General features: G+C 44.2%; 20 protein-coding genes. 4 read left to right on the top strand and 16 right to left on the bottom strand.

Translation table 11 applies throughout. From position 1 onward, the window contains the following. The first annotated feature begins 1 nt into the window (after position 1). On the top strand, positions 2 to 1243 hold the full coding sequence (locus tag FO440_RS04105; protein WP_222103923.1) for a hypothetical protein: 1242 nt from the start codon (positions 2 to 4) through the stop codon (positions 1241 to 1243). Here FO440_RS04105 and FO440_RS04100 read toward each other — a convergent pair whose 3' ends face one another. The 7 genes from FO440_RS04100 to FO440_RS04070 all read right to left on the bottom strand — a co-directional run bounded on the left by FO440_RS04100 (position 1244) and on the right by FO440_RS04070 (position 10402). After that, positions 1244 to 2374, bottom strand: a complete 1131-nt coding sequence (locus tag FO440_RS04100) for a glycerate kinase (protein WP_144246950.1) — start codon at positions 2372 to 2374, stop codon at positions 1244 to 1246. A gap of 12 nt (positions 2375 to 2386) precedes the next feature. After that, positions 2387 to 3517, bottom strand: coding sequence for a lactonase family protein (locus FO440_RS04095; RefSeq protein WP_144246949.1), 1131 nt, complete (start codon positions 3515 to 3517; stop codon positions 2387 to 2389). Continuing rightward, entirely contained in the window at positions 3518 to 6241 is a 2724-nt protein-coding gene (locus tag FO440_RS04090; protein WP_144246948.1) for an NAD(P)(+) transhydrogenase (Re/Si-specific) subunit beta, read from the bottom strand. Between the two features lie 114 nt (positions 6242 to 6355). Then, complete coding sequence (locus tag FO440_RS04085) at positions 6356 to 6973, bottom strand: hypothetical protein (RefSeq protein ID WP_222103922.1); 618 nt, start codon at positions 6971 to 6973, stop codon at positions 6356 to 6358. Between the two features lie 44 nt (positions 6974 to 7017). After that, the gene (locus FO440_RS04080) at positions 7018 to 7647 is read right to left on the bottom strand and encodes a hypothetical protein (RefSeq protein ID WP_144246946.1); all 630 of its coding nucleotides are present in this window, start codon (positions 7645 to 7647) and stop codon (positions 7018 to 7020) included. Continuing rightward, complete coding sequence (locus tag FO440_RS04075) at positions 7644 to 8198, bottom strand: hypothetical protein (RefSeq protein WP_144246945.1); 555 nt, start codon at positions 8196 to 8198, stop codon at positions 7644 to 7646. Before FO440_RS04075 ends, FO440_RS04080 begins: the two co-directional genes overlap by 4 nt. Before the next feature lie 95 nt (positions 8199 to 8293). Beyond that, on the bottom strand, positions 8294 to 10402 hold the full coding sequence (locus tag FO440_RS04070; protein WP_246104169.1) for a CehA/McbA family metallohydrolase domain-containing protein: 2109 nt from the start codon (positions 10400 to 10402) through the stop codon (positions 8294 to 8296). A 166-nt stretch (positions 10403 to 10568) separates the two neighbouring features. On the opposite strand from FO440_RS04070, the gene FO440_RS04065 reads away from it, so the two are divergent. From FO440_RS04065 to FO440_RS04055, 3 genes are all read left to right on the top strand, one after another. Beyond that, on the top strand, positions 10569 to 10874 hold the full coding sequence (locus tag FO440_RS04065) for an ArsR/SmtB family transcription factor (protein WP_144246944.1): 306 nt from the start codon (positions 10569 to 10571) through the stop codon (positions 10872 to 10874). A 10-nt stretch (positions 10875 to 10884) separates the two neighbouring features. Then, a complete protein-coding gene (locus FO440_RS04060) occupies positions 10885 to 11373 on the top strand; it encodes an SRPBCC family protein (RefSeq protein ID WP_144246943.1) in 489 nt (162 codons plus the stop codon). Between the two features lie 182 nt (positions 11374 to 11555). Continuing rightward, positions 11556 to 12404 carry a hypothetical protein gene (locus FO440_RS04055; protein WP_222103921.1) on the top strand — a complete coding sequence of 283 codons (849 nt, stop codon included), beginning with the start codon at positions 11556 to 11558 and terminating at the stop codon, positions 12402 to 12404. 251 nt (positions 12405 to 12655) lie between these two features. On the opposite strand, the gene FO440_RS04050 is transcribed toward FO440_RS04055, so the two are convergent. The 9 genes from FO440_RS04050 to FO440_RS04010 all read right to left on the bottom strand — a co-directional run bounded on the left by FO440_RS04050 (position 12656) and on the right by FO440_RS04010 (position 22123). Further along, the gene (locus FO440_RS04050; protein ID WP_144246941.1) at positions 12656 to 13123 is read right to left on the bottom strand and encodes a hypothetical protein; all 468 of its coding nucleotides are present in this window, start codon (positions 13121 to 13123) and stop codon (positions 12656 to 12658) included. A 45-nt stretch (positions 13124 to 13168) separates the two neighbouring features. Beyond that, the gene (locus tag FO440_RS04045; RefSeq protein WP_144246940.1) at positions 13169 to 14305 is read right to left on the bottom strand and encodes a lactonase family protein; all 1137 of its coding nucleotides are present in this window, start codon (positions 14303 to 14305) and stop codon (positions 13169 to 13171) included. Between the two features lie 75 nt (positions 14306 to 14380). Beyond that, on the bottom strand, positions 14381 to 15607 hold the full coding sequence (locus FO440_RS04040) for a glycosyltransferase family 4 protein (protein WP_144246939.1): 1227 nt from the start codon (positions 15605 to 15607) through the stop codon (positions 14381 to 14383). A gap of 85 nt (positions 15608 to 15692) precedes the next feature. Further along, on the bottom strand, positions 15693 to 16301 hold the full coding sequence (locus tag FO440_RS04035) for a ribonuclease HII (RefSeq protein WP_144246938.1): 609 nt from the start codon (positions 16299 to 16301) through the stop codon (positions 15693 to 15695). 75 nt (positions 16302 to 16376) lie between these two features. Beyond that, on the bottom strand, positions 16377 to 17423 hold the full coding sequence (locus FO440_RS04030; RefSeq protein WP_144246937.1) for an acyl-CoA thioester hydrolase/BAAT C-terminal domain-containing protein: 1047 nt from the start codon (positions 17421 to 17423) through the stop codon (positions 16377 to 16379). Positions 17424 to 17510: 87 nt separating this feature from the next. Next, positions 17511 to 18755, bottom strand: coding sequence for a PP2C family protein-serine/threonine phosphatase (locus tag FO440_RS04025; RefSeq protein WP_144246936.1), 1245 nt, complete (start codon positions 18753 to 18755; stop codon positions 17511 to 17513). 41 nt (positions 18756 to 18796) lie between these two features. Further along, positions 18797 to 19906, bottom strand: a complete 1110-nt coding sequence (locus FO440_RS04020) for an ABC transporter permease (RefSeq protein WP_144246935.1) — start codon at positions 19904 to 19906, stop codon at positions 18797 to 18799. Positions 19907 to 20031: 125 nt separating this feature from the next. Then, positions 20032 to 21162, bottom strand: a complete 1131-nt coding sequence (locus FO440_RS04015; protein WP_144246934.1) for a glycosyltransferase family 2 protein — start codon at positions 21160 to 21162, stop codon at positions 20032 to 20034. Beyond that, complete coding sequence (locus FO440_RS04010; protein ID WP_144246933.1) at positions 21146 to 22123, bottom strand: lysylphosphatidylglycerol synthase domain-containing protein; 978 nt, start codon at positions 22121 to 22123, stop codon at positions 21146 to 21148. Before FO440_RS04010 ends, FO440_RS04015 begins: the two co-directional genes overlap by 17 nt. Positions 22124 to 22139 lie beyond the last annotated feature (16 nt).

Raw genomic sequence — 22139 nt, 5'->3', positions numbered from 1 at the left:
TATGAAAGCCTTAAAGAACCTGTTACTTACCCCGGTTTGCTTATTTAGCTTAGCTTTAACAGTTGCGGCAACGCCTGTACCTGTTATAAAAAAGCCGAACTATAAATTTAAAACCACTATATCCCGCGAGGTGCTGGAAAATTATCTTGACCGTGCCATTACCATGCAAAGCCTGCTGGTAGGCCAGGGTAATTTTGATGATAATTTAAGGATGATCAAAAATATTGGTGCCAAGTTTATCGGCAGGGCAATATGCCAGTGGGGGCAGGAAGCCGATATCCCCAAAAACCTGGCGCAAGAAAAAGAACTGGCCGAAAAAGTGCATGCGGCAGACCCCGATATCATTTTACAGGCTTGCATATTTGAGATCGTAACCCCGCAGGTTAACCAGTTGACCGTACCCGACTGGGCTTTTAAAGCGTTAAATCTGCCAGTTGAAAAACGGAATTTCAGTTATGATGCCATGCTGTATCCCGATGGAAAATTTAAAGGGCAATGGGGTCGGGGTTCAGTACCTGATGTAAGCCAGAACGAAACCAAGCTGTTTTTTTATTACCTCGGCGCATCGTACATTGACGCTGGTATAGAGGGCCTGCATTTTGGGCAGGTAGAGCTGATGAATAAGAATGACAAGAACCTTGACCATTATACGCAGATCTTAGGCCTGATCCGCGATTACGCGCATAAACATGCCCGCCGTAAAATGGTGATCTGCGATTCGCATGTGCCAAGCGGCGGTTTTGTAAAGGATGGTAAGTTGTTGATGGATGTGCATGCTTTTCCGCTGAGGATAGAGGAGATCCCTGATAAACCCGAAGAAGCAAAACTGGAAGTTGGCCATACCGATGCCTTGTTTCTACGTAGCAAGGGCGGAATTACGCCAAGCGGCTGGAGTTGCGAGCACCTGCCTTATTTGGTTGAGTTTGACAATTATGGCGTAAGCAAACAACCCAGCCAGGCAAAAGCGGCCGGGCTAACTATATGGGTTTGGGGCTATGACGAGATAAGCTGGTTTGCTCATCAGCCTGCGCCGTACCGCCAAAACTGGCTGCATTACGCGTACGATTGGGTGAAGAAAACCGACCCTAACGGACATGTTGAAATGCCGGGTGGCCGCCAAACAACATCGCCGCTTGATAAAAAACGTTGGTATTATGCCAATAACAAAAGCGAAGCCGTACCCAACGGGCATGGTGACGAAGATACTATCCGCGATATCTGGGCGGCGAATGAAGGAAATTGATCAAGCATCAGCTATAGAATCGCCTATTTCTTTACCTGTAGCAATGAGGTTTTGACGGGTATTTTTAAGCGCGGTTTCCAGGTCGACAGGTGCTTTATTGATAGAGATCAGCCTGTCGAAATACTGATTTAATGCGGCACTGGTATCCTCAGGAACCTTACCTGCTACTCCGATTACTTTTATGCCCTTTTGTTTAGCCGCCATTGCAACTGCCGCAGGGGCTTTACCATGTAATGTTTGTTCGTCAATGCTGCCCTCGCCGGTTATAACCAGGTCTGCATTTTTTAGCGCCTCATCAAAATGGGCTAGCTTTAAAAAGTTATCAGCGCCGGGTATCAGCTTAGCGTTAAGAAATGCAAACATACCCGCGGCTGCGCCGCCTGCTGTGCCACCGTGTTTTAAATTGATGATGTCGCGGCCGGTTTGGTGAGCCTGTATAGTAGCGAACCATAAAAGCAATGAATCTAATAACATCACATCTATCTGGTCGGCTCCTTTTTGGGGACCAAATATTGCCGCAGCTCCTTCCGGCCCGGTTAATTTATTATCCACATCGCATAAAATGCTGATCTCGCAATTGAGAATACGCTTGTCTAAACCCATTGTGTCAATATGTTTAAGTTCACTAAACGATGAAGGTCCGCCGGTAACAACCTCGTCATCCACATTTATGAACCGGATACCCAGCGCCTGCAAAATACCCGCTCCGCCATCAACTGTAGCAGAGCCACCCATGCCAACAATGATCTTATTAACACCTTTATCAAGCGCGGCTTTGATAAGCTCGCCGGTACCATAAGAATTGGCGTACAAAGGGTTTAACTCCGAGGGCCTTAGTAAGCGAAGCCCTGAAGCATCAGCCATTTCAATAATAGCTGTCCGTCCATCATCAACCAAGCCAAAGTGCGATGTGATGGGTCTGCCTAAAGCATCGTGTACCTGTACTTCTATTCTTTCACCGTTCAGGTGTTTAACTAACAGTTCTCCGGTGCCATCGCCGCCATCCCCGACAGGGAAAAGTTGGCACTTACAATCCGCTTTACTTTGCTGCAGCCCTAAAGCTATTGCTTCAGCTACAGACTGCGCATCGAGGCTGTTTTTAAAAGCATTTGGGGCGATGAGGATGTTCATGATGCAAATTAGCTATTTGCTTTCATCAACCGGCACAAATCTGATACACATTGGCCCATCGATCTTTATGGCGGTTTGAGTCAATGTAAGTTTACCGGTTGACTTATCAATTTTATAAACCGTTACGCTGTCTGAATACTGGTTAGATATGAATAAGAAATTTCCTGTCGGGTCGATCACAAAGTTACGGGGCGATTTGCCCATGCTGCTATATCCGTCAATAAAAGTTAACTTACCGGTACTTTTATCAACCGCGTATTGAATAATTTTATCCTCAGTACCACGATTGGACGCATACAAAAACCGACCATCGGGCGACAAGTGAATATCGGCAGCCTGTATAGTTCCTTTAAAATTATCGGGGAGCATGGTTATGGTTTGCAGGGCGGTTGGTTTACCACCGTTAAATTGATAGGCGGTTATTAACCCGGCCATTTCCTGTAGCAGGTACAAATATTTTCCATCGGCAGAAAATTCAACATGCCTTGGTCCGTTGCCGGGTGTGACGTTCACGGTATTAAAAAGCGTCAACACCTGTTTTTGTGATGGATCGAATTTATAAATGAACAATTTGTCAGTACCCAGATCGGTAGCTATCAAATACTTTTCATCAGGCGACAGCATTGCCGTATGTACATGCGGGCCTTCCTGCCGTTCTTTGTTGATGCTGCTGCCTTCATCATGTATAAGCTGCGATGCCGGACTTAATGAACCATCGGCATTAATAGGATAAACGGACAGATTACCGCCTAAATAATGCGCCGCGAACAAGTTTTTCTGATCCCTGTCAACCGATAAATAAAGCGGGCCGCCAAAAGCCGGCTGGTTATTGACCGAGTCGAGCCGGCCTGTCACAGCATCAAATTTATAGGCATATACGCCGCCATTGCCGGTGGCCTGATCGCTTACAGCATAAACAAACCCTTTATTGGCAGATATACATAAATAGGTTGGGTCAATTATACCGTCGACATGGTTAAGGTAGGATACCTCGCCGGTTTCTGAATTAAAACGGTACACGTAGATACCATCACTTGTACCACGGGTGCGGGTACCCATAACCAGATCATAGATCTTGCTATTACCCTGTGCCATACAAATTATCGGCAGCAATAATGGCAATATTAGCAAGAGCTTTTTCATTTATGCCTGCCTGATCACAAAATAAGGTTGGTTATCGCGCAGCTCATTAAAGCCCGGGTACAGCGTAACCGACGCGGGGCTTTCTGCCACCTCAAAATAATAAGTTAAAGGGTAGGGCGATTGCGTGTACGCCACCGGAATAGTAGCCTTATAATTATTGCCGGTAGCCATCATTTCTACAACCTCGTACCGCTCGGCCATATCTACATGCCGGTAAAACAACCGTACCGAAGTGGGGGGCTTTTCAAATGCTATCTGCAAATTAATATCGTTACCCGGGCTGAATGTCTTTACCTGTTTATGCATGCAATTAACAGCCATTCGTTTAACAGGGGCCAGCACACTGTTTACCGCATTTACAGCTATCGACTGCCGGGTATCGTTCGGTTTTGCCTCTTCCAATATTTTAGCCATGCGGTCAATATCCTTATCTATTCCCGGCAGCCTGTCAAGCCAATGGCCGCGTAGCCACGGGTTTTCGCCTGCGGTAACGTCCTTCATATAAATGCCTTTGGCGGTATTTGCCAGTTTTTCCCAAAAGTTTCGGGCCTGCTTGTATTGCTTAAGCGCTTCTTCAAGCGCAGTATGATCTGTAGTTTGTTCATAAATATGATATAATATCGCTGCGCGGAATTTAGCCGCGAAGAAACGCCCTAAGCCTATTTGCAGCGCTACATCAACTACCAGCCGACGGTATTCAGGCTTGGTTTTGCTGGTCGCTTTTGCTGCCGATTGTAAAGCCCGTTCAGCGGCATCAGCATCATCATCGAGCCATTTTGCCACTTCAAGCGGAGTGTATTTTCCGCTGTGCTTACCGCTTAACAACTCTTTGGCAAAATCATTTATGGTTAAAAATAATTGCGGATCGGCAGGGCTAACCGTGCCAAACACATGCGGCGAAGGTGTATCGCCGAGCTGGTCGCGCACGGCCGCCACTATCGACATATTGCTGTACATCTCGGGCCAGTAAGCATTATTAGCCGCCGACTCGGCATGAGCGGTAAGTATAGTGGGCAATATGCGCGTTGCATGCGCCAGCGCCTGTTGCGCGCCGGTAGCTCCTGCGTTAAAATCCTTAGCTAAAAACCGGTGCCATACCTCATTATCCGTATCAGGATTATACAAAGTACGACCGAAAACCCGCAAGCTGTACAGGTATTTCTCCCAGTCCCAGCGCGGCCTTAAGGCGACATCTTCGTATGCGCAGCGGTCGCCCGGTACGCCAGACCCTCTTCGGCCTTTAAATGACAGCGGCTCCATCAGGTCAACCCCCGAACTGCCACAAAAGCTGAATGCCCTTGACTGCGCTGCCGCCATTACCGGGTCGCCCCATAATAAAAAGCGTTGCGTACCCGGCCAGATGCGGTGAACTACCTGGTACTTTTTATCTTCTTTCAAAAAGTCGCCGTAGCTATAGCGGGTAAAACTGCGAGAGCCTTCGCTCAGGTTCATCAGTTTTGAAGTGCGTTTATCAGGCTTCGGAATTTCCATAGCCCGGATATCGCCCTGCATATAAGGCATGCCGATATGCTCTAACCAGTACTTTGGCGAAACAGAAACAGGTACGCCCGAAGCCAAGGCATTGTTCAGCATTTCGGGGTCGAGGCCCTTTGCATGCAGGTTAATGGGCACCATGCGCCCACAACTTGCTACCCCGCCGAAAATGGTTTTCCAAAATTCGTAGCTGCCTTCTGTTACCCCGCTTTCCCCGTGAATGCGTAAGGTTACACCGCTTATTGCAGGGCACTCTTTTAATAAAAGGCTAATGGCATCGCGGCAATAAGCTGCGTGGGTTTCCTTTGTCAAGCCCTCAATGGTATAGTTGGCGTCGGGCGAGTTTATCCACTCATAGCCATGCATCCAAATCCCCAGGTAAAACTCCATGCCCCGGGCCACAGTTTGTTCGCTGATGTATTGCAGCATTTTTAAGTTCCGGTCGCGCTCGGCATCCGGCAATTGCGGTACGTGGACGTTGTAGCCGGGTACAGATATCAAGAACGGATAGGCGAACAGAAAATAAGCGTCGGTTACCCCGTTTAAAAAATCGTACCCCAAACCCAGCGATAAATTGAAAACGTTAAAGCGCTGGGTGGCCAGCATGGTCAAATACTTCGGCCACATTTCACGGTCATTGTACCAGGGTTTGTCTTCTATGTCAGTACAAAACATACGGTTGATAGACCGCACTTTATTTAGCGGCTGCTCAATTACGGGTTTTGAAATATGTAAAGCCGACAAAGGCGATGCCGAATAAATTACCCTGTCAGTTAGTTCAAGCAGCGAATAGATCAGGCCGCGCTCGTCAAACCCGGTTGAGATCAGTACCGGGCGAACGCCATGCATAGCGGGAATAAGCGCGGTGGCCTCGGGAACCGATGGGATAGTTACACCTGCTTTGGTAAGCCATGCTTTTGCTGCCGCTGGTCCGGAAACGAGAATACCAAGATTATCTGTAGACGCTTTATCTATACCTGCGCTATGTTGAACCGTAATGCCTTTTTCTTTAAGCGCGTTTTCCAACTCGGCAACCGCCCATTGTACTTTGGCTGATACAGCAAGTCCATCCTTCGGATCAACAATGATAGATACGCCCTGCGCACTAAAATTTGTAAAGCCGGCAAGAGGCAAGCCAAGCGTAGTGATGCCCATAATTTTTAAAAAATTACGGCGGTCGGCATCATAGTCATAGCCCGTTTGGTTTGCGGGGATATTGTTCTCTGTCATGACGGTAAAGCGGTTATATTTGGTTTAATACCAATTTACGCTATCACGGGTTTAAAACACAATATCCCCGGCACATAAACCGCTATATGTTAGTTAATTGTTACACAGATAGTGCTACTGTTTAAATTTAAGAGCATAAAAAAGGCCGTCTATCTTCATGTTTTCTTTCATCAGGGTAATCAGATCTTCTTTCGAGTTACATAAATACATGATATAAGCGTCGGCAACGCCGGATTTATGGAGTGTGGTCATACCACAATATTTATATTCGGTACCAAAAGAATTATTTTTAACGTTGATAAACCAGGTGCCACCCCAATCGGCACCAAATTCACTTTTAACAGATTGCGGTGGAAATGGGCCGAAGCCCATCGTTGGGTCCCAGCCACCACCGCCGACATTAAGCGCCACTGTCATGGATAATGTTTTAGCAGTAAGTTCTTCCTTGCTTTTATCCCTGGCATACATATCGGCTAAGGCTTTAATAGTCATTGGCGCAATCGAGTAACGGATCTCATAAGGTTTATCAATAGATTTTATAGCAAATTCATAATGCATTTGGCGGTTTTTTACTATTGGGGTAGCGCCGAATCCCGGCGGCATAGTAAAAACCATTTGCCCGTCATCAAGTACTTTTTTAAATTTTACATCTGTGCTGTCGATAGTTGCTGTTTGAGCATGGCTGATAGCTGCCGTAAAAAACAGGATAATTAATAAGCTAAGTTTTTTCATGTGGTTAGGTTTGGTTTGTGTGATAGTATTGGTTAAAATAAGTATCATCCTCTTATTGTAGTTTTTGCGGATCTGATCTCTTGCCTTTTTGAGCTTTCATTATAAAAATTTTGTTTTATAGCTTCTATTTCCTTGTCGAAAGGTCCAGGCGTCTTGTCCTTTTTATACAATATGTTGCTTTTAAGATATACCAAAATCATGGGATTATCTGGCAGGCAATCGGGATAACCCCACATATAGATCCCCATACCAGTTACTGTTGATAGTGATGTTATGAATGATTGCGAGTCATTAAATTGCAACGGATCAACAAAGTCCAGGTAATTGAGCCTGGCATTTATTCTTGGGACCTGGCTGGGGATAAAATAAAATCGTTTTACCAATTCAGCCCAGGTAAAAATTTTAGCATTTTTAACCAAAGTGACTTTTACTGCACCAAACCTACCGCGAGAATCACCAAAAATTTTCATAGCTTCTTCTCGTGTAAATACTTTTACGTCCTGAAAGTCTTGCTCATCCAATGCTAAAAAAGATAAAGGGTCGACTGTTTTACCGTTTATAATTACCAATGGCCTTCTATCAAGAGAGTCTATCCTGTTAAAAAGAGCGCTCTGTGCTTTTACAACAATTGCACTTATTAACAGGCTAAAAAAAATGGTTATGGTCTTTTTCATTTTCTCTTAAAATTTCGATAATAAGGATTGTTACCCAAGTTTTCAAAATAGCCCTGCAACCAGGTAAGCATTTTACCTGCATTAGTATAATAGGGGTTTCTTCCTAACCACCACATACTTACACAATCCGTATTGGCATTTTGCTTTATGACCGTTACATCCCGCACGAATTTCATGTTAAACACCATCGATTGTGGATCATTAACGTATGGGTGATTGGGAGAACCCCAATGTAACTGCAATTTACGTGCTCGTTTATCTAAATGAAACAGATCAAGCAACTGATAATAAGATACCACGTCTGATAAATCCTTTTTAAAGATCACAAAAACACTGTCAACACCCTGAGTTTGCAGGTTCAATTTTTCATGAGCTTCGGCTCCGGAATAAAAATTTATAGAATCTATCGTAGCAGCTTCTAAAAAATGAACTGATTGCGGGGCAATCTCCTGCTTATTCATGTAAAGCCGGGCATTTTGTGCAAAAACATCCGGACTGAAAAATAGCAGTGCAAAAACGCAGGGCAATTTAAACAAGCAGGATTTTTTCATTGTGTAGGTTTGGTTTAATTGGTTGATCTAATATAGCAAACTTAATTACTTATATAGATGCTTAATTTCTGATCATTCCATAAATCAGGATACGATTAATTTATCCAAACCGTCTGCGTAAAGGCCCCATTAACCGCGGCATCCCAAACTTCAAGGCGGATCCATTTTTTGCCCTTTAAATTTACGGGGATATGAAAGTTTTGCCCGCCAAATGCCGTAGTGTTTTTCAGGTTAATGCGCTGGCGGTAAACATTCTTGCCGTCACCGGTTACCAGTTCGGCAAAGTTGAGCGGGAAGGTCCATTTTACAGAAAAATCAACAAAAACGGGCTTCGTGCTTTGGTTTGTCTCGATTGTTGAGCCGACTTCAGCACCATTCACCTTAAATGTCGGGATCAGGATCTCGCCGGTGGTCGAAAAGAAAGTACCATTTTTAAGGACATCTAAAATAGGTTGCCAGCCATTTTTAAATTCGGGCAGGGTGTTCAGCTTTAAATAATTAATATTTACATGGGCATACATTTCATTTTCGTGGGTGATGCTGAAGATATCCGACTCGGCTAATACTTTCTTTTTCAATCCCCAGTTACTCATGTCGTCCATCAGGTCAAATACACGTTTGCCCATTCGCTCGGTCGACAGATCGGCCGGGATATTCTTCCACGCCGCGCCATTAAAGTGATCCGATTTATAAAACTTTTCATCTTTATACAGGTCAGGGTAGCCGGTTGACCCCTTGGTGCGGGCGTGTGCTGTCCACGCAAGCCCGTTCTCGGTTTCCAACAGCTTCAACATATCATCTTTATCTCGAATATGGTAAACCTTACCGTATTGATTGTTTTGTTCGACAAACGGCACACCATCCTTACGCGACATCACCCAGTAAATGGGTTTCGGGAAGAACTCGAGCCAGTGGCCGCCAAAAAACTCATTGGGCTCCTCGCCGGGCAGCAGCATAAAGTTTTTACCAGATTCTTTTTCGCACTCTTTAAACAAAGTGTTCAATTCCTTAAGCCTTAAAGAATCCGGCCCTTTGGGGTGGCCGGTGCCATGAAACTCGGCCAGGTGTACAATGTTAACGCCAAGGTTTTTAAATACGCTTACATATTCGGGTTCACCAGCTTCACCTTTGCCCCTTAACAATTTCTGAGTGTATTCATTATGAAAATGACTGGCCATAGTTTTATAGCCGGGCAGCGGGATAAATTTATCGCCATGCGTAAACTGTTTTATTTTCTCTAAAGTATTGCTGCCATCGGTCAGGCTAACCATACAGAAAAAGTTTAGCCTTTGCTGGGTCCCCGGCGGGGCGTTGAACCATGGTACGTAACGGTGGTCGCCATACAGGTCCTGCCGGATACCCATGCCATAACCCGGCATCATGTTGCGGTAGTTGGTACCGTACCATGTAAATTTCAGGTTAAAAGCTTCATCAAGCGGATAAAAATATTGGTGCGGGGCGGGGAAGATGGCGAGACTGCCACCTACAGTTTGCCCAATAATGGTGCGATATTTTACCGCCACGTTTTTAGCCGTATCAGCAGTTGTGATGGCTGTGGTAGTAAACTCTTCATTGGTTTTAGCCCAGCCAATTTTACTCCAGGCAGGTTTTGCGCTTACCAAACCGGCATCGTAAACAATAGCGGTCGAATCAACCCCGGTGGTCATCACCGCGGCGACGTTAAACAGCGGACTGTTGTTATAAAAAGTAACCTCTATATGCCCTGTAAAAGTACTTGCATGTACACCGCTAATACTCACAATGGTGCGTGAGCCATCGCTTTTTACAGATGCGGATTTTTTATCCAGTTGCACCCGGTATGCTTTGAATGGTTTTAGCGGTACCCGGTCGAAAAAGATATTCCAGCCGTTTTGCGAGATCAGGTCACGCTTACCAATAGTGAGTATAAACTCAGGATCGAGGTTTGCCGCGACCTCTTTATCTACGCCTTTGCTGCTTGCGCCGATGCTTTTAAACAGCGGGTTGTTTTTATCAAGGTCGAATACTACTCGGCCATGCTCTGCAGTACCCGTAGGCCAGCTTAGGTCGATTTTTGAACCGGTTGTTTTTATGGTAACGCCGCTTTTTTTATCAAAGCCCTGCAAGTTTACTGCGGATTGTGCAATGGATAAGTTGGCATTACCTGCAATTAACATCGCGGTAGCAAACAGGCTAAACAGTTTTTGTCGGGTCAGTACAGGCATAATAGGTATACATGGTTTTATTGGTTGATTAAAAGTAACCATAAAATTTAATTAACATCCGCCTGATGCACCTGGCTTTGTAACAATACTTTGATAGAATATTTAAAATAAATTTGCGCAATTGATCGGTTGCGTATATATTTGCAATCAATCAGTTGCAAATAAGATGAGACGAGACATTTATCAAGCGATAGCCGATCCAACCCGCCGTGCCATATTGGCGTTACTGGCCATAGGTGCCATGACCCCTAACGCGCTGGCCGAACATTTTAATACCAGCAGGCAGGCCGTATCTAAACATATTCAGATCCTGGCCGAGTGCGAGGCAGTAACGCAAAAGCAAAATGGCAGGGAAATATATTACCATGTAAACGCCAATAAAATGAAAGAGATAGACAAATGGTTGGATACCTTCCGCAAGATCTGGGAGGACCGCTTTGACCAATTAGACAACGTATTAAATGACCTTTAAAACAATCATCATGACACACACAACAGAAATTTTAAAAGACGCTAACAACAAACAGTTAAACATAACCCGCGAGTTTAGCGCGCCGGTTGAAAAAGTATGGAAAGCCTGGACCGAGGCTGAACAATTGGACAAATGGTGGGCACCAAAACCGTGGAAGGCTATCACTAAATCTATGGATTTTAAAGTAGGCGGTTTCTGGCTTTATTGTATGGCCGGCCCCAATGGCGAAAAAGCATGGTGCCGGGTTGACTTTACCGCTATCAATGACGGCCAAAGCTTTGATGCCACCGCAACTTTTTGCGACAAGGATGGAAACATAGACAAAAACTTCCCGCCGATGTATTGGCATAATCAATTTATGCCGACAATGTCAGGATCAAAAGTAGAAATTGAGCTTTCGTTTGATAGCGAGGCCGATCTTGAACAAATTGTTAAAATGGGCTTCAAAGAAGGGTTTTCTATGGGGCTTGGAAATTTGGACGAGTTACTTGCCGAATAATAAAATTGTCCGCAGGGATAAATTACAAGAGGCCGCCGTTATCGGCTGCCTCTTTTTGTTTTGTGCTGATTATTAGATACATATAAAAAATATTTTCTTTGTAAAGCAACGGCTTACAACTGAGTTGCGTAATGAATAGTATCAAACTAATTCAGAAACCAGATACTGACATTATGAAAACAATGAAATTAAACCAATTCATTATCGCGTCACTTGTAGCGATAGCATTACTAAGTGCCTCGTGCAAAAAGAGTAAAAACCCGGTTACGCCAACGCCTGTAGCGGTTACCGGGTTACAATTAACCGCCAATGCCACGTTGGGTAATATCATTACCGATAACAAAGGCAGGTCTGTGTATTTCTTCTCGAAGGATGCCGCGGCCACTTCGGCATGTGTAGGGGCCTGCGCGGTTACCTGGCCGCCATTTTACCAGGCAAACCCAACGCTGGGTACCGGATTGTCCGCCACGGATTTTGGTGTGATAACCCGAACCGACGGTACTCAGCAAACCACCTATAAAGGCTGGCCGCTATACTATTATTCGCTCGATGTTAATGCTGGTGACACCAAGGGCGATGCTTTTGCCAACTTTTGGGCCATAGCAAAAGCAGATTATGCGGTGATGTTTGCCAATGCGCAACTTGTAGGTCTGGATGGCGCCAATTACACCGATCAGGGTATTGCAGGCACCGTAGTCTCGCAATATTTTACGGATCCGGCAGGCCGTACGCTGTATATGTTTAGTAAGGATACGCATAACACCAACACCTTTACCAAGGCCGACCTGAGTAATAACACCGTATGGCCGGTGGATGAGGTTACAGCAGTAACAAGTATCCCCACTGTTTTAGATAAAACTCAGTTTACCACCATTACCGTATTTGGCAAAACACAACTGGTATATAAGGGGCACCCATTATACCAGTTTGGCCAGGATCAAGCTATCAGGGGTAATACCAAAGGCATCAGCTTCCCTACACCGGGAGCGGCCATCTGGAAAGTTGTAAATAACAATACTACCGCATTGTAATTGTTGTATAGTTTGGCGGGTAGCTGTTTAGGGTCGGCTGCCCGCTTTTTTTGTTTATAAATCCATTAGATGTGCCTGATTTACAGGCCGGGCAACTAAAATGGAATTAATTACGTTATTACTATATCCTTTAAAGCTAAGTATTTGCAATAGCAAAATGGGCAATGCTGTTGCTATATGATTGCTTGACGGAGATTGTATATTAATTGTTTAGCGGGTAGCTGGTTTAGGGTCTGGCTATCCGCTTCTTATTAAAAAAGCGGTCTGAAGTTGGGCCGGCTTATCAACGGCGAAAACGACCATGGTATAGAGCTTAGAATGATCAATAGCGCTATGGTGAACCATATGGCCATTGTCTTAAACTTTTCTTTGTCGATTGATTTTCGTTTTGCTTTGGCCGAGCCGATAGTGATCAGCGTGATGGCGATCAGCATCATGGTAATGTGTTCCATACCAAAAAAGCGGATAGCCCGTTCATGCACCGCCGTGCTAAAATTATGCAAGAAATACGACACTATCGGGCTGATAAAATACAGCGATAAACCTAATGTAAGTTGAATGTGTGCGATGGTGGCAGTAATATGCCTTAGGCCGTCATCAAACCGTAAATAAGGCTTATTAAGCAGCCAGCCACGATAGGCCCAAAAGATGGCGAACAATAAACTGGTCAACACCAGCCAGCGGGTTAATGAGTGTAAAGCTAATAAGGTTGCGTACATATCAAGGCAGACGATTATCAGCCAAAAATATTTTAAACTATTTTATTATTTAACCGCGACCCATTTTAAACAGGTTATCTGCGGGATATCTATCTTGTTATCCGTTAAGGTAAGCTTGCCGCTTGCTTTGTCGATCTTAAATATATTAATGGTATTGCCATCTTGCCCGGCACTTAGCAGAAAGCTACCGGTAGGGTCAATAGTAAAGCCGCGTGGTGCTTTGCTTACATCGTAGCGTTCAACAAACGTTAGTTTACCGCTTTGTTTGTCTACATTATATAAAACAATTTTGTCTGCATTACCACGTACCGACGCATATAAGAAATTACCATCGGGCGTTAAATGCACATCGGCAGCACCGTTTTTATCATAACCATCGGGCATCATGGCAATAGTTTGAACAAAAGCGAGTTTGTTGTCATTATAACTGTACACCCGTACAAATGCGCTTAGCTCTTGTATCACATATAAAAACTTCTTATCCGGCGAAAATTCCATGTGCCGCGGGCCATCGCCGGGCGCTGTCATTTTAAAAGCAGGGTTATCGGGTGTGAGCGGCTGCACTTTAGCGGCATCATAGTTATACAGATCTATTTTATTGGTACCCAGATCGGCAACCATTAATTTGCTGCCATCTGCCGAAAACAGTGACGCGTGCACATGCGGCCCTTTTTGATTTTTATGCGGACCGGAGCCTGTATATTGTAAAGTTTGAGATACGGTTCCTAGTGATCCGTCTTTATTTACCGGCAATACCGTTAAGCTGCCGCTGCTATAAAATGATACCAATACGTTTTTATCGCCTTTGTCTAAAATAATATGTACAGGGTTTGATCCGCCGCCGGGTTGTTTATTGATCAGTTCAAGCTTACCGGTTAAGTAATCAAACTTAAAGGCGCTTACAGATCCTTCACCACCTTTGGTATCAACATTACAGGCATACACAAATTTGTGGTTATTGCTAATGGCTAAAAAATCAGGGTTTTCAACACCGTCCAATTGGTTTAATAAAGTGGCCTGGCCTGTTTCTGCATTAAACCTGTATACGGTTATGCCCTTGGTTGCATTTGGTCCGGTATAGCCGCCAAGTAACAGGTCATAGATTTTGGCATGTGGCACGGATTTTTGCGAGAAACTAATTACAGGGAATAGCAGGCATGTTGCAAGCAATAACTTCTTCATGATAAAACGGGACAATTGGTTTATAATGCAAGTTAATAAAATATGGCTTTAAAAACAGGGTATCCAACCGCTGTATCAGTTATTAACAGCAGCCTGAAGCCCATTACAGCAGGCATCATAAAAACAGGTCAGGTTTTTAATAACCACATTTACGTCATGCTCGCGCTCGGCAAGCAGGCGGGCGTTTTTGCCTAACTGTATACAGAATTCCTCGTCGGTTATGCAGCGGGTTATGGCATCAAAGAACTCGTCCTTATCATTCGCTATCAAGATATCATGGCCGTCGGTAAAGTTGATACCTTCTGCACCTAATGAGGTAGATATGATACACTTTTGCATCGCCATCCCCTCAACAATTTTTACGCGCATACCACCTCCGGATAGCAGAGGTACGATCATGATGGATTTGCTGTTTACAAACTCGAGCGCGTTATCAACTTCGCCCTGTATAAATATTTTCCCTAATGCCTCATAATCATCAAAGCGCTCGGGGATATCGTTGCCGGCAACATACAGTTTAACGGGTAGGTCGCCGTCGGTAAGGTCTTTAATAAAAGTATCCAGGAACCACTCCATGCCCTCGCGGTTTGGCAGCCAGTCGAGTGATCCCAGGAAGAACAAACTTGGAAACTCTGTCTTACTCACATCGGCCACATATTGGTCAAGCCGTAACCCTACGGGGATAACTTCAATTGGTACTTTTATCCCATATTCAAGCAAGGTCAGTTTATCCTGCTGGGTAAATACTACCACGGCATCAAACTTATTAAGTTGCTGCTGTTCGTAGTTTTTTATACGGCGGGCATGCATCCGCAGGTATGATTTTTTAAACGGATCAACCTTTTGCTGCGACAGGCGCTGCCAGATCTGGTTCTCGATACTGTGAGCCCGGTATATCAGCTTCGCTTTAGAATGTTTGCGTACAGCAGGCAGGTATAAAGAAACATATAGACCTTCAAACTGGATGATGTCATAATCGCTGTTGCGCAACTCGCGGATCAGCAGTTTTTCAAATTCCGGGTCATAATAACGGTCGATATTAAAAGAGGTCTTGCTGAACAGGTTTACCGCTACACCAAAAACAGTAACTGTAGTATCGATATCATAAGCGCGGTAATTTATTTTACCCATAAGGTCTTCGTCGGGCAGACGGCTGGCATGACTGTTCCTTTTAGCGTTGAGAGCAACCAGCGAAACATCATGACCGCTATTAACCAGGCCTTTTATGGTATTGGCTACCACAATCGCGTATCCGCCATTCTGCGGAAATGGAACACGATGGCTTAGTATTAAGATCTTCAAAGTTTGTGGGTTTTTACCAAAAATACTATTCTCAGGTTAGAGTATCAAGAAACGGCGCAAAGGCGATGATAATATAAAAGTAATATTATAACACCTGGATCATCACACCATCTGTTTCAAGGCTTACGCTGAAAGACCTGCGGTGATAAGGCGTATACCCGTTCTTTAAGATAGATTGACGATGCTTTAAAGTGCCATAGCCTTTGTTGTTATGCCAGTCATACTCCGGGAGTTCGGCAGCTATTTGCTTCATATAGTCGTCGCGATAGGTTTTTGCCAGGATGGATGCCGCAGCTATGCTGTGGTATTTACTATCGCCCTTTACAATGCAGGCATGGGGGATGCTGGGGTGTTTGTTAAAGCGATTGCCGTCAATGATCAGGAATTGCGGCTGCAAATGCAGTTTTTCAATGGCCCGGTGCATGGCCAGGAACGACGCGTTAAGGATGTTGATCTCGTCTATCTCCAGGCTATCAACAGATGCCACCGCGAATGCTATTGCCCTTTGCTCGATCTCCGTGCGCAGGGCATACCTTAACCCTTCGGCAATTTGTTTAGAGTCGTTTAAGAGCTCATGTTCAAAATCATGTGGCAGTATTACGGCGGCGGCAAACACGGGCCCGGCTAGGCAGCCCCGCCCGGCTTCATCACAACCGGCCTCAATTAATTCATGCTGGTACCTTGCTAATAACATTGGCCTTCAAACGTATGTTACAAAATTATTATTTTGAGGGATGGTGTTTTTAGTGATTTATTAACAATGCAGACTTTATTGAGCCAGCCACTTTAAGATTTTAGCATTATAGTTTTCATGTACACTTGCTTTGGCCGTATCAACATTATTCAAATAATGGTCACAGCCAACACATGGTTCGTAAGTTAAATTTGTTTTTCCAAGCCTGATAAATTCCAGCGGAACATAATCAAGCCCATAAATAGGCGAATTCTCGTCGGCAGTTGCCACAATCATGTAAATAGGAATATTTAGCAATCGTAACTTTTCGAACGACGGATTAAGGCCAAAACTGGCCCATCTTTTATAGGTATGACCCGCATATTCCAGTTGGGTGTTAGTGGGGTCCGCGTAAATTTCTTTGATCTTTTTAAGTTCAACATCAATGCTGTCTTGCGCTTTTTGATAAGAAACCTCACCCTTTGCCGCTTTCAATCGCCAAGCCATAATATTATCATAAAATTGATTTAAGCCACTTCCAACCACATCAATAACATGCGTTATCCGTTTATCGGCAACAGCCAAAGACGGCACTACCTGGCCTCCTTCAGAATAGCCATAAGCCGCAATTTTTGTCCCGTCCCAATAGTCATGACTAATAAGGTAGCTTATCACTTTTTTTGTAGCATTAACGCGCCAGCCTAAACTAAGTTGCCGGGTGTACTCGGCAGAGTATTTGTAATTGTCAATAAGCTTATGTGCGTCAAAATGCTTAGCATCATCATTAGTCTTGATGGTATCGCAAAAAGGCGTACCCGGTTTACCTAAAATAATATAATGATAATCTTTTTGAGTTACTGCTTTAAGCTGCTCATTTAATGTGTTGTATATACTGCCAAAACCTTTGCCCTTAATAAAAATGCATAATGGCAGTCCGCCGCTTCCGTTAATTTCAATAAATAGCGGCTGTTTCTTTTTAATATTTACAGTGTCTACATAAAACCTGATCAAACCAAGTTTTGCATCCTTCAAAGTAAATTCTTTTAACCCGTGATCGGCAGGTTTTACAGGTTGGGCTTTACCGGCTAAAGCCAGAATAATGAAGCTAAAACTTAAAATCGGAAGAAATTTTTTATATAACATTGTAATAGACCGGTTCTGAAAAAGATATTAATAAGACACCGTGCCAATCGTTAAGTTACTATTAATTAAAAAATTAAAAGGATGTAATTAAAATATCCGCAAGGTCAATATCGTAATATCATCAATAGGCTTGCCTTTTACCTGGGTTTTTAAATGGTCAAGCAGGTCATGGTTAAAAGTTTCCGGCGATAGCTCGCCATTCATTGCCACAAAATTCATCAGTTCGTCCTCGTCCCAAAGGTTATCGCCATAGGCTTCAATATCCAGCAAGCCATCTGTGTAGTTAACCAACAGGCAGCCGGGTTCTATGTCTACTTCGCCTTCGTGTAAAAAAGGCAACTCTTCAAAGGCGCCTATCATGGTGGTGCCTAATTTAAGCGGCATGGTTTGGCCATTGGCATATAAAATAGGGGCGTTATGCCCCGCGTTGATATAGTGAAGTTTGCGGGTTTGCTCGTTGTATTTGGCAATAAACAGGGTAATGAATTTTTCGCCTTGGGTGTCAGAAATCACTTTTTGGTTTAACCGGTGGATAATGTTGGTCAGGTCATCCTCAACCGTCACCCAGGCATGCAGGCTGGCCTGGAAATTAGCCATCAGCAATGCCGCCGATACTCCTTTGCCGGATACATCGGCAATGCACCATAAAAACTCGTGGTCGTTAAGGCGCATAAAGTCGTAATAATCGCCGCCGATGTTCTGGTGTGGCAGGTACTTGGCATCAATCTCAACACTTTCGTCCTTATGCATCCTGAGCGGGATCAGCATATTCTGCACCTCGGCGGCCAGTTCCATCTCTCGGCGTAAACGTTCTGACTGCAAACGCTCGCGGAACAACTTCTTATTCTCTAAAGCCACCACAACAACGTTTATCATGGTTTGGATAAAATTCAGGTCGTTGTTTAACATCTCGCCCGATGTGTTGAAGTCACCTATCAGCGCGAAAGCTACTGCCTTGCTTTTAACATATATAGGGATAAAATAGTCGTATTTTTTTAGGACATCATTGGTGTTGCCGGCCAATGATTCAGGAGACTTTACTTTGTTTAGCGTGGCGCATGCGCGGTTAAGGGCGCTTGTTGGTTCAACTTCGCCGCCATATTTTGATACGCAGGCAAAAGTGCCGTTCTTTTCAATTAAGAAACGAAAAACACCAACCTGCAGATAATTCTGCAAAATTACCTCCAGCATTTGTATTAACACGGGCGTAGCCACATTCTTATTGATAGCCCGCGTAACCTCAAGTAAAGAGTTTAGCTCGGACTGCCGTTTTAGCAGCAACCGTATTAATTCATCTTCCTCTTCTTCTGAAGAATGATCTTGATTTTGCATCTTTGGGCTCAGAGAGCCTAAATTTATATAAAAAATATAATTTAAATGAGAGTGTTTTGCGATTTTATATCAAAAGCGTCTCTTAATCCAACCGTTACGAGATTAAACGCATAAACGATTAGCATAATTGCCAGCCCCGGAATTATGGATAAATAGGCCGAATCCATGATAATATAACCATAATGCTCCTTGATCATGCTGCCCCAGGTAGGCATGGGCGGCTGTGCGCCAAAGCCTAAAAAACTTAACCCTGCTTCCAGTAAAATGGCCGAGGCAAAGTTAGATGAAGCCATTACCAATATAGGCCCGGCAATGTTTGGCAGGATATGCCGGCGGATTATGCGCAGGTTATTATAGCCCAATGAACGCGCCGCTTCAATATATTCGGTTTGTTTAACGCTGATTACCTGCCCGCGTACCAGGCGGGCAACCTCAACCCACATAGACAGGCCAACAGCTATAAATATCTGCCACAAGCCCTTACCCAACGCGAAAGATATAGCGATAACCAGCAGCAGGGCAGGCAATGCCCACAGGATATTCATGAGCCAGCTTAATGCGGCATCTATCCAGCCCCCAAAATAACCGGCGACGGCGCCGATGGTTACACCAATAAGCAAACTGATGATCACGGCCATTAAACCAACCGATAATGAAATACGCGCACCCAATATCAAACGGCTAAGCATATCGCGCCCGTAAACATCTGTCCCAAGCAAAAAAATTTTATGTGTGATGTATGCTGATGGCCCTTTAGCGATCAGCTCGGAGGATAGCGTATATGTCTTCTTTTCCGGCTTATCCTCATCGCCGATATATTCGGAAACCTGTACGCCATTTTTTAAGGGCGTGTAGCTTGTTATGGGGATATCGCGGTAAAAAGCGGGTTGGCCAAAAAGCATTTTGCTCAACAGGTTAACAGTGTCAATATGCTCTGCCTTTTTTAAGTGCAGCATCATAAATTTAACGCCCGGTTTTTTAATGCTCAATTGTATGGTCTGGTTATTGGCAAGCGGCGTGTCGTCGGGCATGATCAGGTAGCCAAGTACGGCAACAATTACCGATAGCATAATAAACACTATACCTGCAACGGCAAATTTATTGCGTTTAAAGATCTTCCAGGTACGTTGTGCGGGGGTGAGTTCTGCCAAGTGTATGCTATTCCGTTTGGCTAAATATCGCTTAATTAAAGAGCATTGACAATGCCTGTCTTTTAAAATTCAGGATTTATGAGATTATGATAACAAAGCCCACCATCTAGCCTGCCGGTTAGTGCTTATCTAACCACTCGGCCCTTCCACATGTATTTTTTGGTATTACCTATCAGGCCCACATAAACAAAGTATAAAATATGCACCGGCGACAGCAAGATCAATAAAGACATCAGCTGCTGTCGTTTAAAGAACAGGGTGATGGGCAGCAGGAAGACAAACTCTACCGTATATTTAAGGAAGAACTGCAGCAGGAAGAGGTAAAAGAAGCTGCCGCTAAAAAAGCTTAAGCCCGCATTTACCAGTAAAGATACATTGAACAACCAGATACAAACGGCCAGCAGCACTATCTTTTTATCTTTATACTTGGTTGATTTTGATGCCCAGCGCCTGCGCTGCTGTAAAAACTCTTTTAAATTAGGTTTGGCATGGGTATACACTACAGCTTCGCGCAATTTCAGGAAACCGATGCGATTTGGGAAACGCTCGGCCACTTTTTGCAGCAACAGTTCGTCGTCGCCCGATGCAAGGTCATCAATACCCGCAAACCCGCCGACTTCATAAAAGGTATCTTTACGATAAGCCAGGTTAGCGCCGTTACAGGTTGACGCGCGATTATTACCAATGAACGATGCGCCTATGCCGATCAGGTAGGAAAACTCCAGGGTTTGCATCCGCTCAAATAATGATTTTTCTTCAAAGTAAGTCACCGGCGAGGAGATCATTAACGGATGTTCTGTTTCATAATACCCAACAATAGATGACAGCCATTTTGTTCCCATTCGGCAGTCGGCATCAGTAGCTACCATCAAATCTCCTGTAGACATGCCGATGGCCTTGGCTATCGCTTTTTTCTTATAAGAGTTCAGTGGCTCGGCTTCATTCAGTTGCAAAAGTTTGATCCCCCTTGACGCGTAGCTGCTGATAATGGCGGCCGTGTTATCGGTCGAGTGGTCGTCAACAATAATTATTTCTGTAATGTGTTTAGGGTAATCCTGCGCCAGGATATCTTCAATGGTAAGATGGATTCGCTCGGCTTCATTACGGGCCGCTATCAGTATGGTCACTTTGGTGCTGAAAGTGTCAACGCTGACATTAAAGCGCTTTAAATTAGCCCAGCCTTTAATAAAATACGACAACAGGAACAGGTAAATACCTGTAAGCACCAAACAAATTATACTATACGTTGCGATCAAAAAACTTAAGGTTAAAAATAAACAAGGAGCCTAAAATAGCGGGAATAATTAGATTTATAAGCCAAATAGACGTAAATGCCGCAATTATGGCTATTTGCTGATGTGTCACATAGGCAAATAAGGTAGCAGAAGCCGTGGCACGTACCGGTACATCCAGCAGGTCAAGAGATGGTAAAGCCGACTGGATAAAGAATACGATGAACACCATCAGTATCACATCAACAAACGGAATATCGGGCACCAGCAGATGGATAACCAGGTAGTATTGGAATGAAAAGATGAAGAAACGAGTAAGGCAAAAAAACATGATGTTTACCAAGTCGGTAAACTTATAGGCCCCCATGATATCAAAAAAGCGGTGATACTTTCTTAAAAAGGATATGCTGTTTAGCAACCGCACCAACCACTTTATATTGAAGTACAACACTAAAAACAATGTCATAAAGACTATCCCCAATACTGTGATACCGGCCAGCAGCCAGCCATTCAAATGCAAAAAGGTAAAGCAGAACCAGATCAGTGCCGCCGCGCCCAGCACATTGGTAATTACGTTCTGCCCGAAAGATCCTACCGCCATGGCAAAAACACCATGGATGCGTTTGCGTGGAGGAAGAAACATCACCCGGCCGCCGTATTCGCCAATACGGTTTGGGGTAAATATGGCCCAGGTAAGTCCGCAAAAAACGCCTTCAATACATTCCCACAGGCTTATTTTAACCAGTTTTTTTGTTAAATGCTGCCATTTCAGGCATTCAACCAGCCAATTGGCCAGCATTAATGCCACAACAACCGACATAATAATAGTAACCTGCTGATGATTTAGCCGGTTTACAGCTTTCTGAAACTCTTTTAAATTATTGCCTTTTATCAGATACTGGTGATAAATAAAGACAAAAGCCAGTACCAATATGGTAGCCTTAAGCAGGTACGAAAAAAATTTCTTGGCGATGGTGGTTAGCAATAGGGTAAAATTTGTG

The sequence above is a fragment of the Mucilaginibacter corticis genome (genome assembly GCF_007558865.1).
Taxonomy (GTDB): Bacteria; Bacteroidota; Bacteroidia; order Sphingobacteriales; family Sphingobacteriaceae; genus Mucilaginibacter; species Mucilaginibacter corticis.
Note: the sequence above shows the minus strand (reverse complement) of the source record. Positions and strands in the feature narration are given on the sequence as shown.

Coding starts and splice junctions, on each gene's coding strand:
- FO440_RS04055 (WP_222103921.1), top strand. CDS start 11,556: ATGAAATTAAACCAATTCATTATCGCGTCACTTGTAGCGATAGCATTA.
- FO440_RS04090 (WP_144246948.1), bottom strand. CDS start 6,241: ATGACAGAGAACAATATCCCCGCAAACCAAACGGGCTATGACTATGAT.
- FO440_RS04060 (WP_144246943.1), top strand. CDS start 10,885: ATGACACACACAACAGAAATTTTAAAAGACGCTAACAACAAACAGTTA.
- FO440_RS04100 (WP_144246950.1), bottom strand. CDS start 2,374: ATGAACATCCTCATCGCCCCAAATGCTTTTAAAAACAGCCTCGATGCG.
- FO440_RS04045 (WP_144246940.1), bottom strand. CDS start 14,305: ATGAAGAAGTTATTGCTTGCAACATGCCTGCTATTCCCTGTAATTAGT.
- FO440_RS04085 (WP_222103922.1), bottom strand. CDS start 6,973: ATGAAAAAACTTAGCTTATTAATTATCCTGTTTTTTACGGCAGCTATC.
- FO440_RS04080 (WP_144246946.1), bottom strand. CDS start 7,647: ATGAAAAAGACCATAACCATTTTTTTTAGCCTGTTAATAAGTGCAATT.
- FO440_RS04095 (WP_144246949.1), bottom strand. CDS start 3,517: ATGAAAAAGCTCTTGCTAATATTGCCATTATTGCTGCCGATAATTTGT.
- FO440_RS04035 (WP_144246938.1), bottom strand. CDS start 16,301: ATGTTATTAGCAAGGTACCAGCATGAATTAATTGAGGCCGGTTGTGAT.
- FO440_RS04065 (WP_144246944.1), top strand. CDS start 10,569: ATGAGACGAGACATTTATCAAGCGATAGCCGATCCAACCCGCCGTGCC.
- FO440_RS04105 (WP_222103923.1), top strand. CDS start 2: ATGAAAGCCTTAAAGAACCTGTTACTTACCCCGGTTTGCTTATTTAGC.
- FO440_RS04030 (WP_144246937.1), bottom strand. CDS start 17,423: ATGTTATATAAAAAATTTCTTCCGATTTTAAGTTTTAGCTTCATTATT.
- FO440_RS04025 (WP_144246936.1), bottom strand. CDS start 18,755: ATGCAAAATCAAGATCATTCTTCAGAAGAAGAGGAAGATGAATTAATA.
- FO440_RS04070 (WP_246104169.1), bottom strand. CDS start 10,402: ATGCCTGTACTGACCCGACAAAAACTGTTTAGCCTGTTTGCTACCGCG.
- FO440_RS04075 (WP_144246945.1), bottom strand. CDS start 8,198: ATGAAAAAATCCTGCTTGTTTAAATTGCCCTGCGTTTTTGCACTGCTA.
- FO440_RS04050 (WP_144246941.1), bottom strand. CDS start 13,123: ATGTACGCAACCTTATTAGCTTTACACTCATTAACCCGCTGGCTGGTG.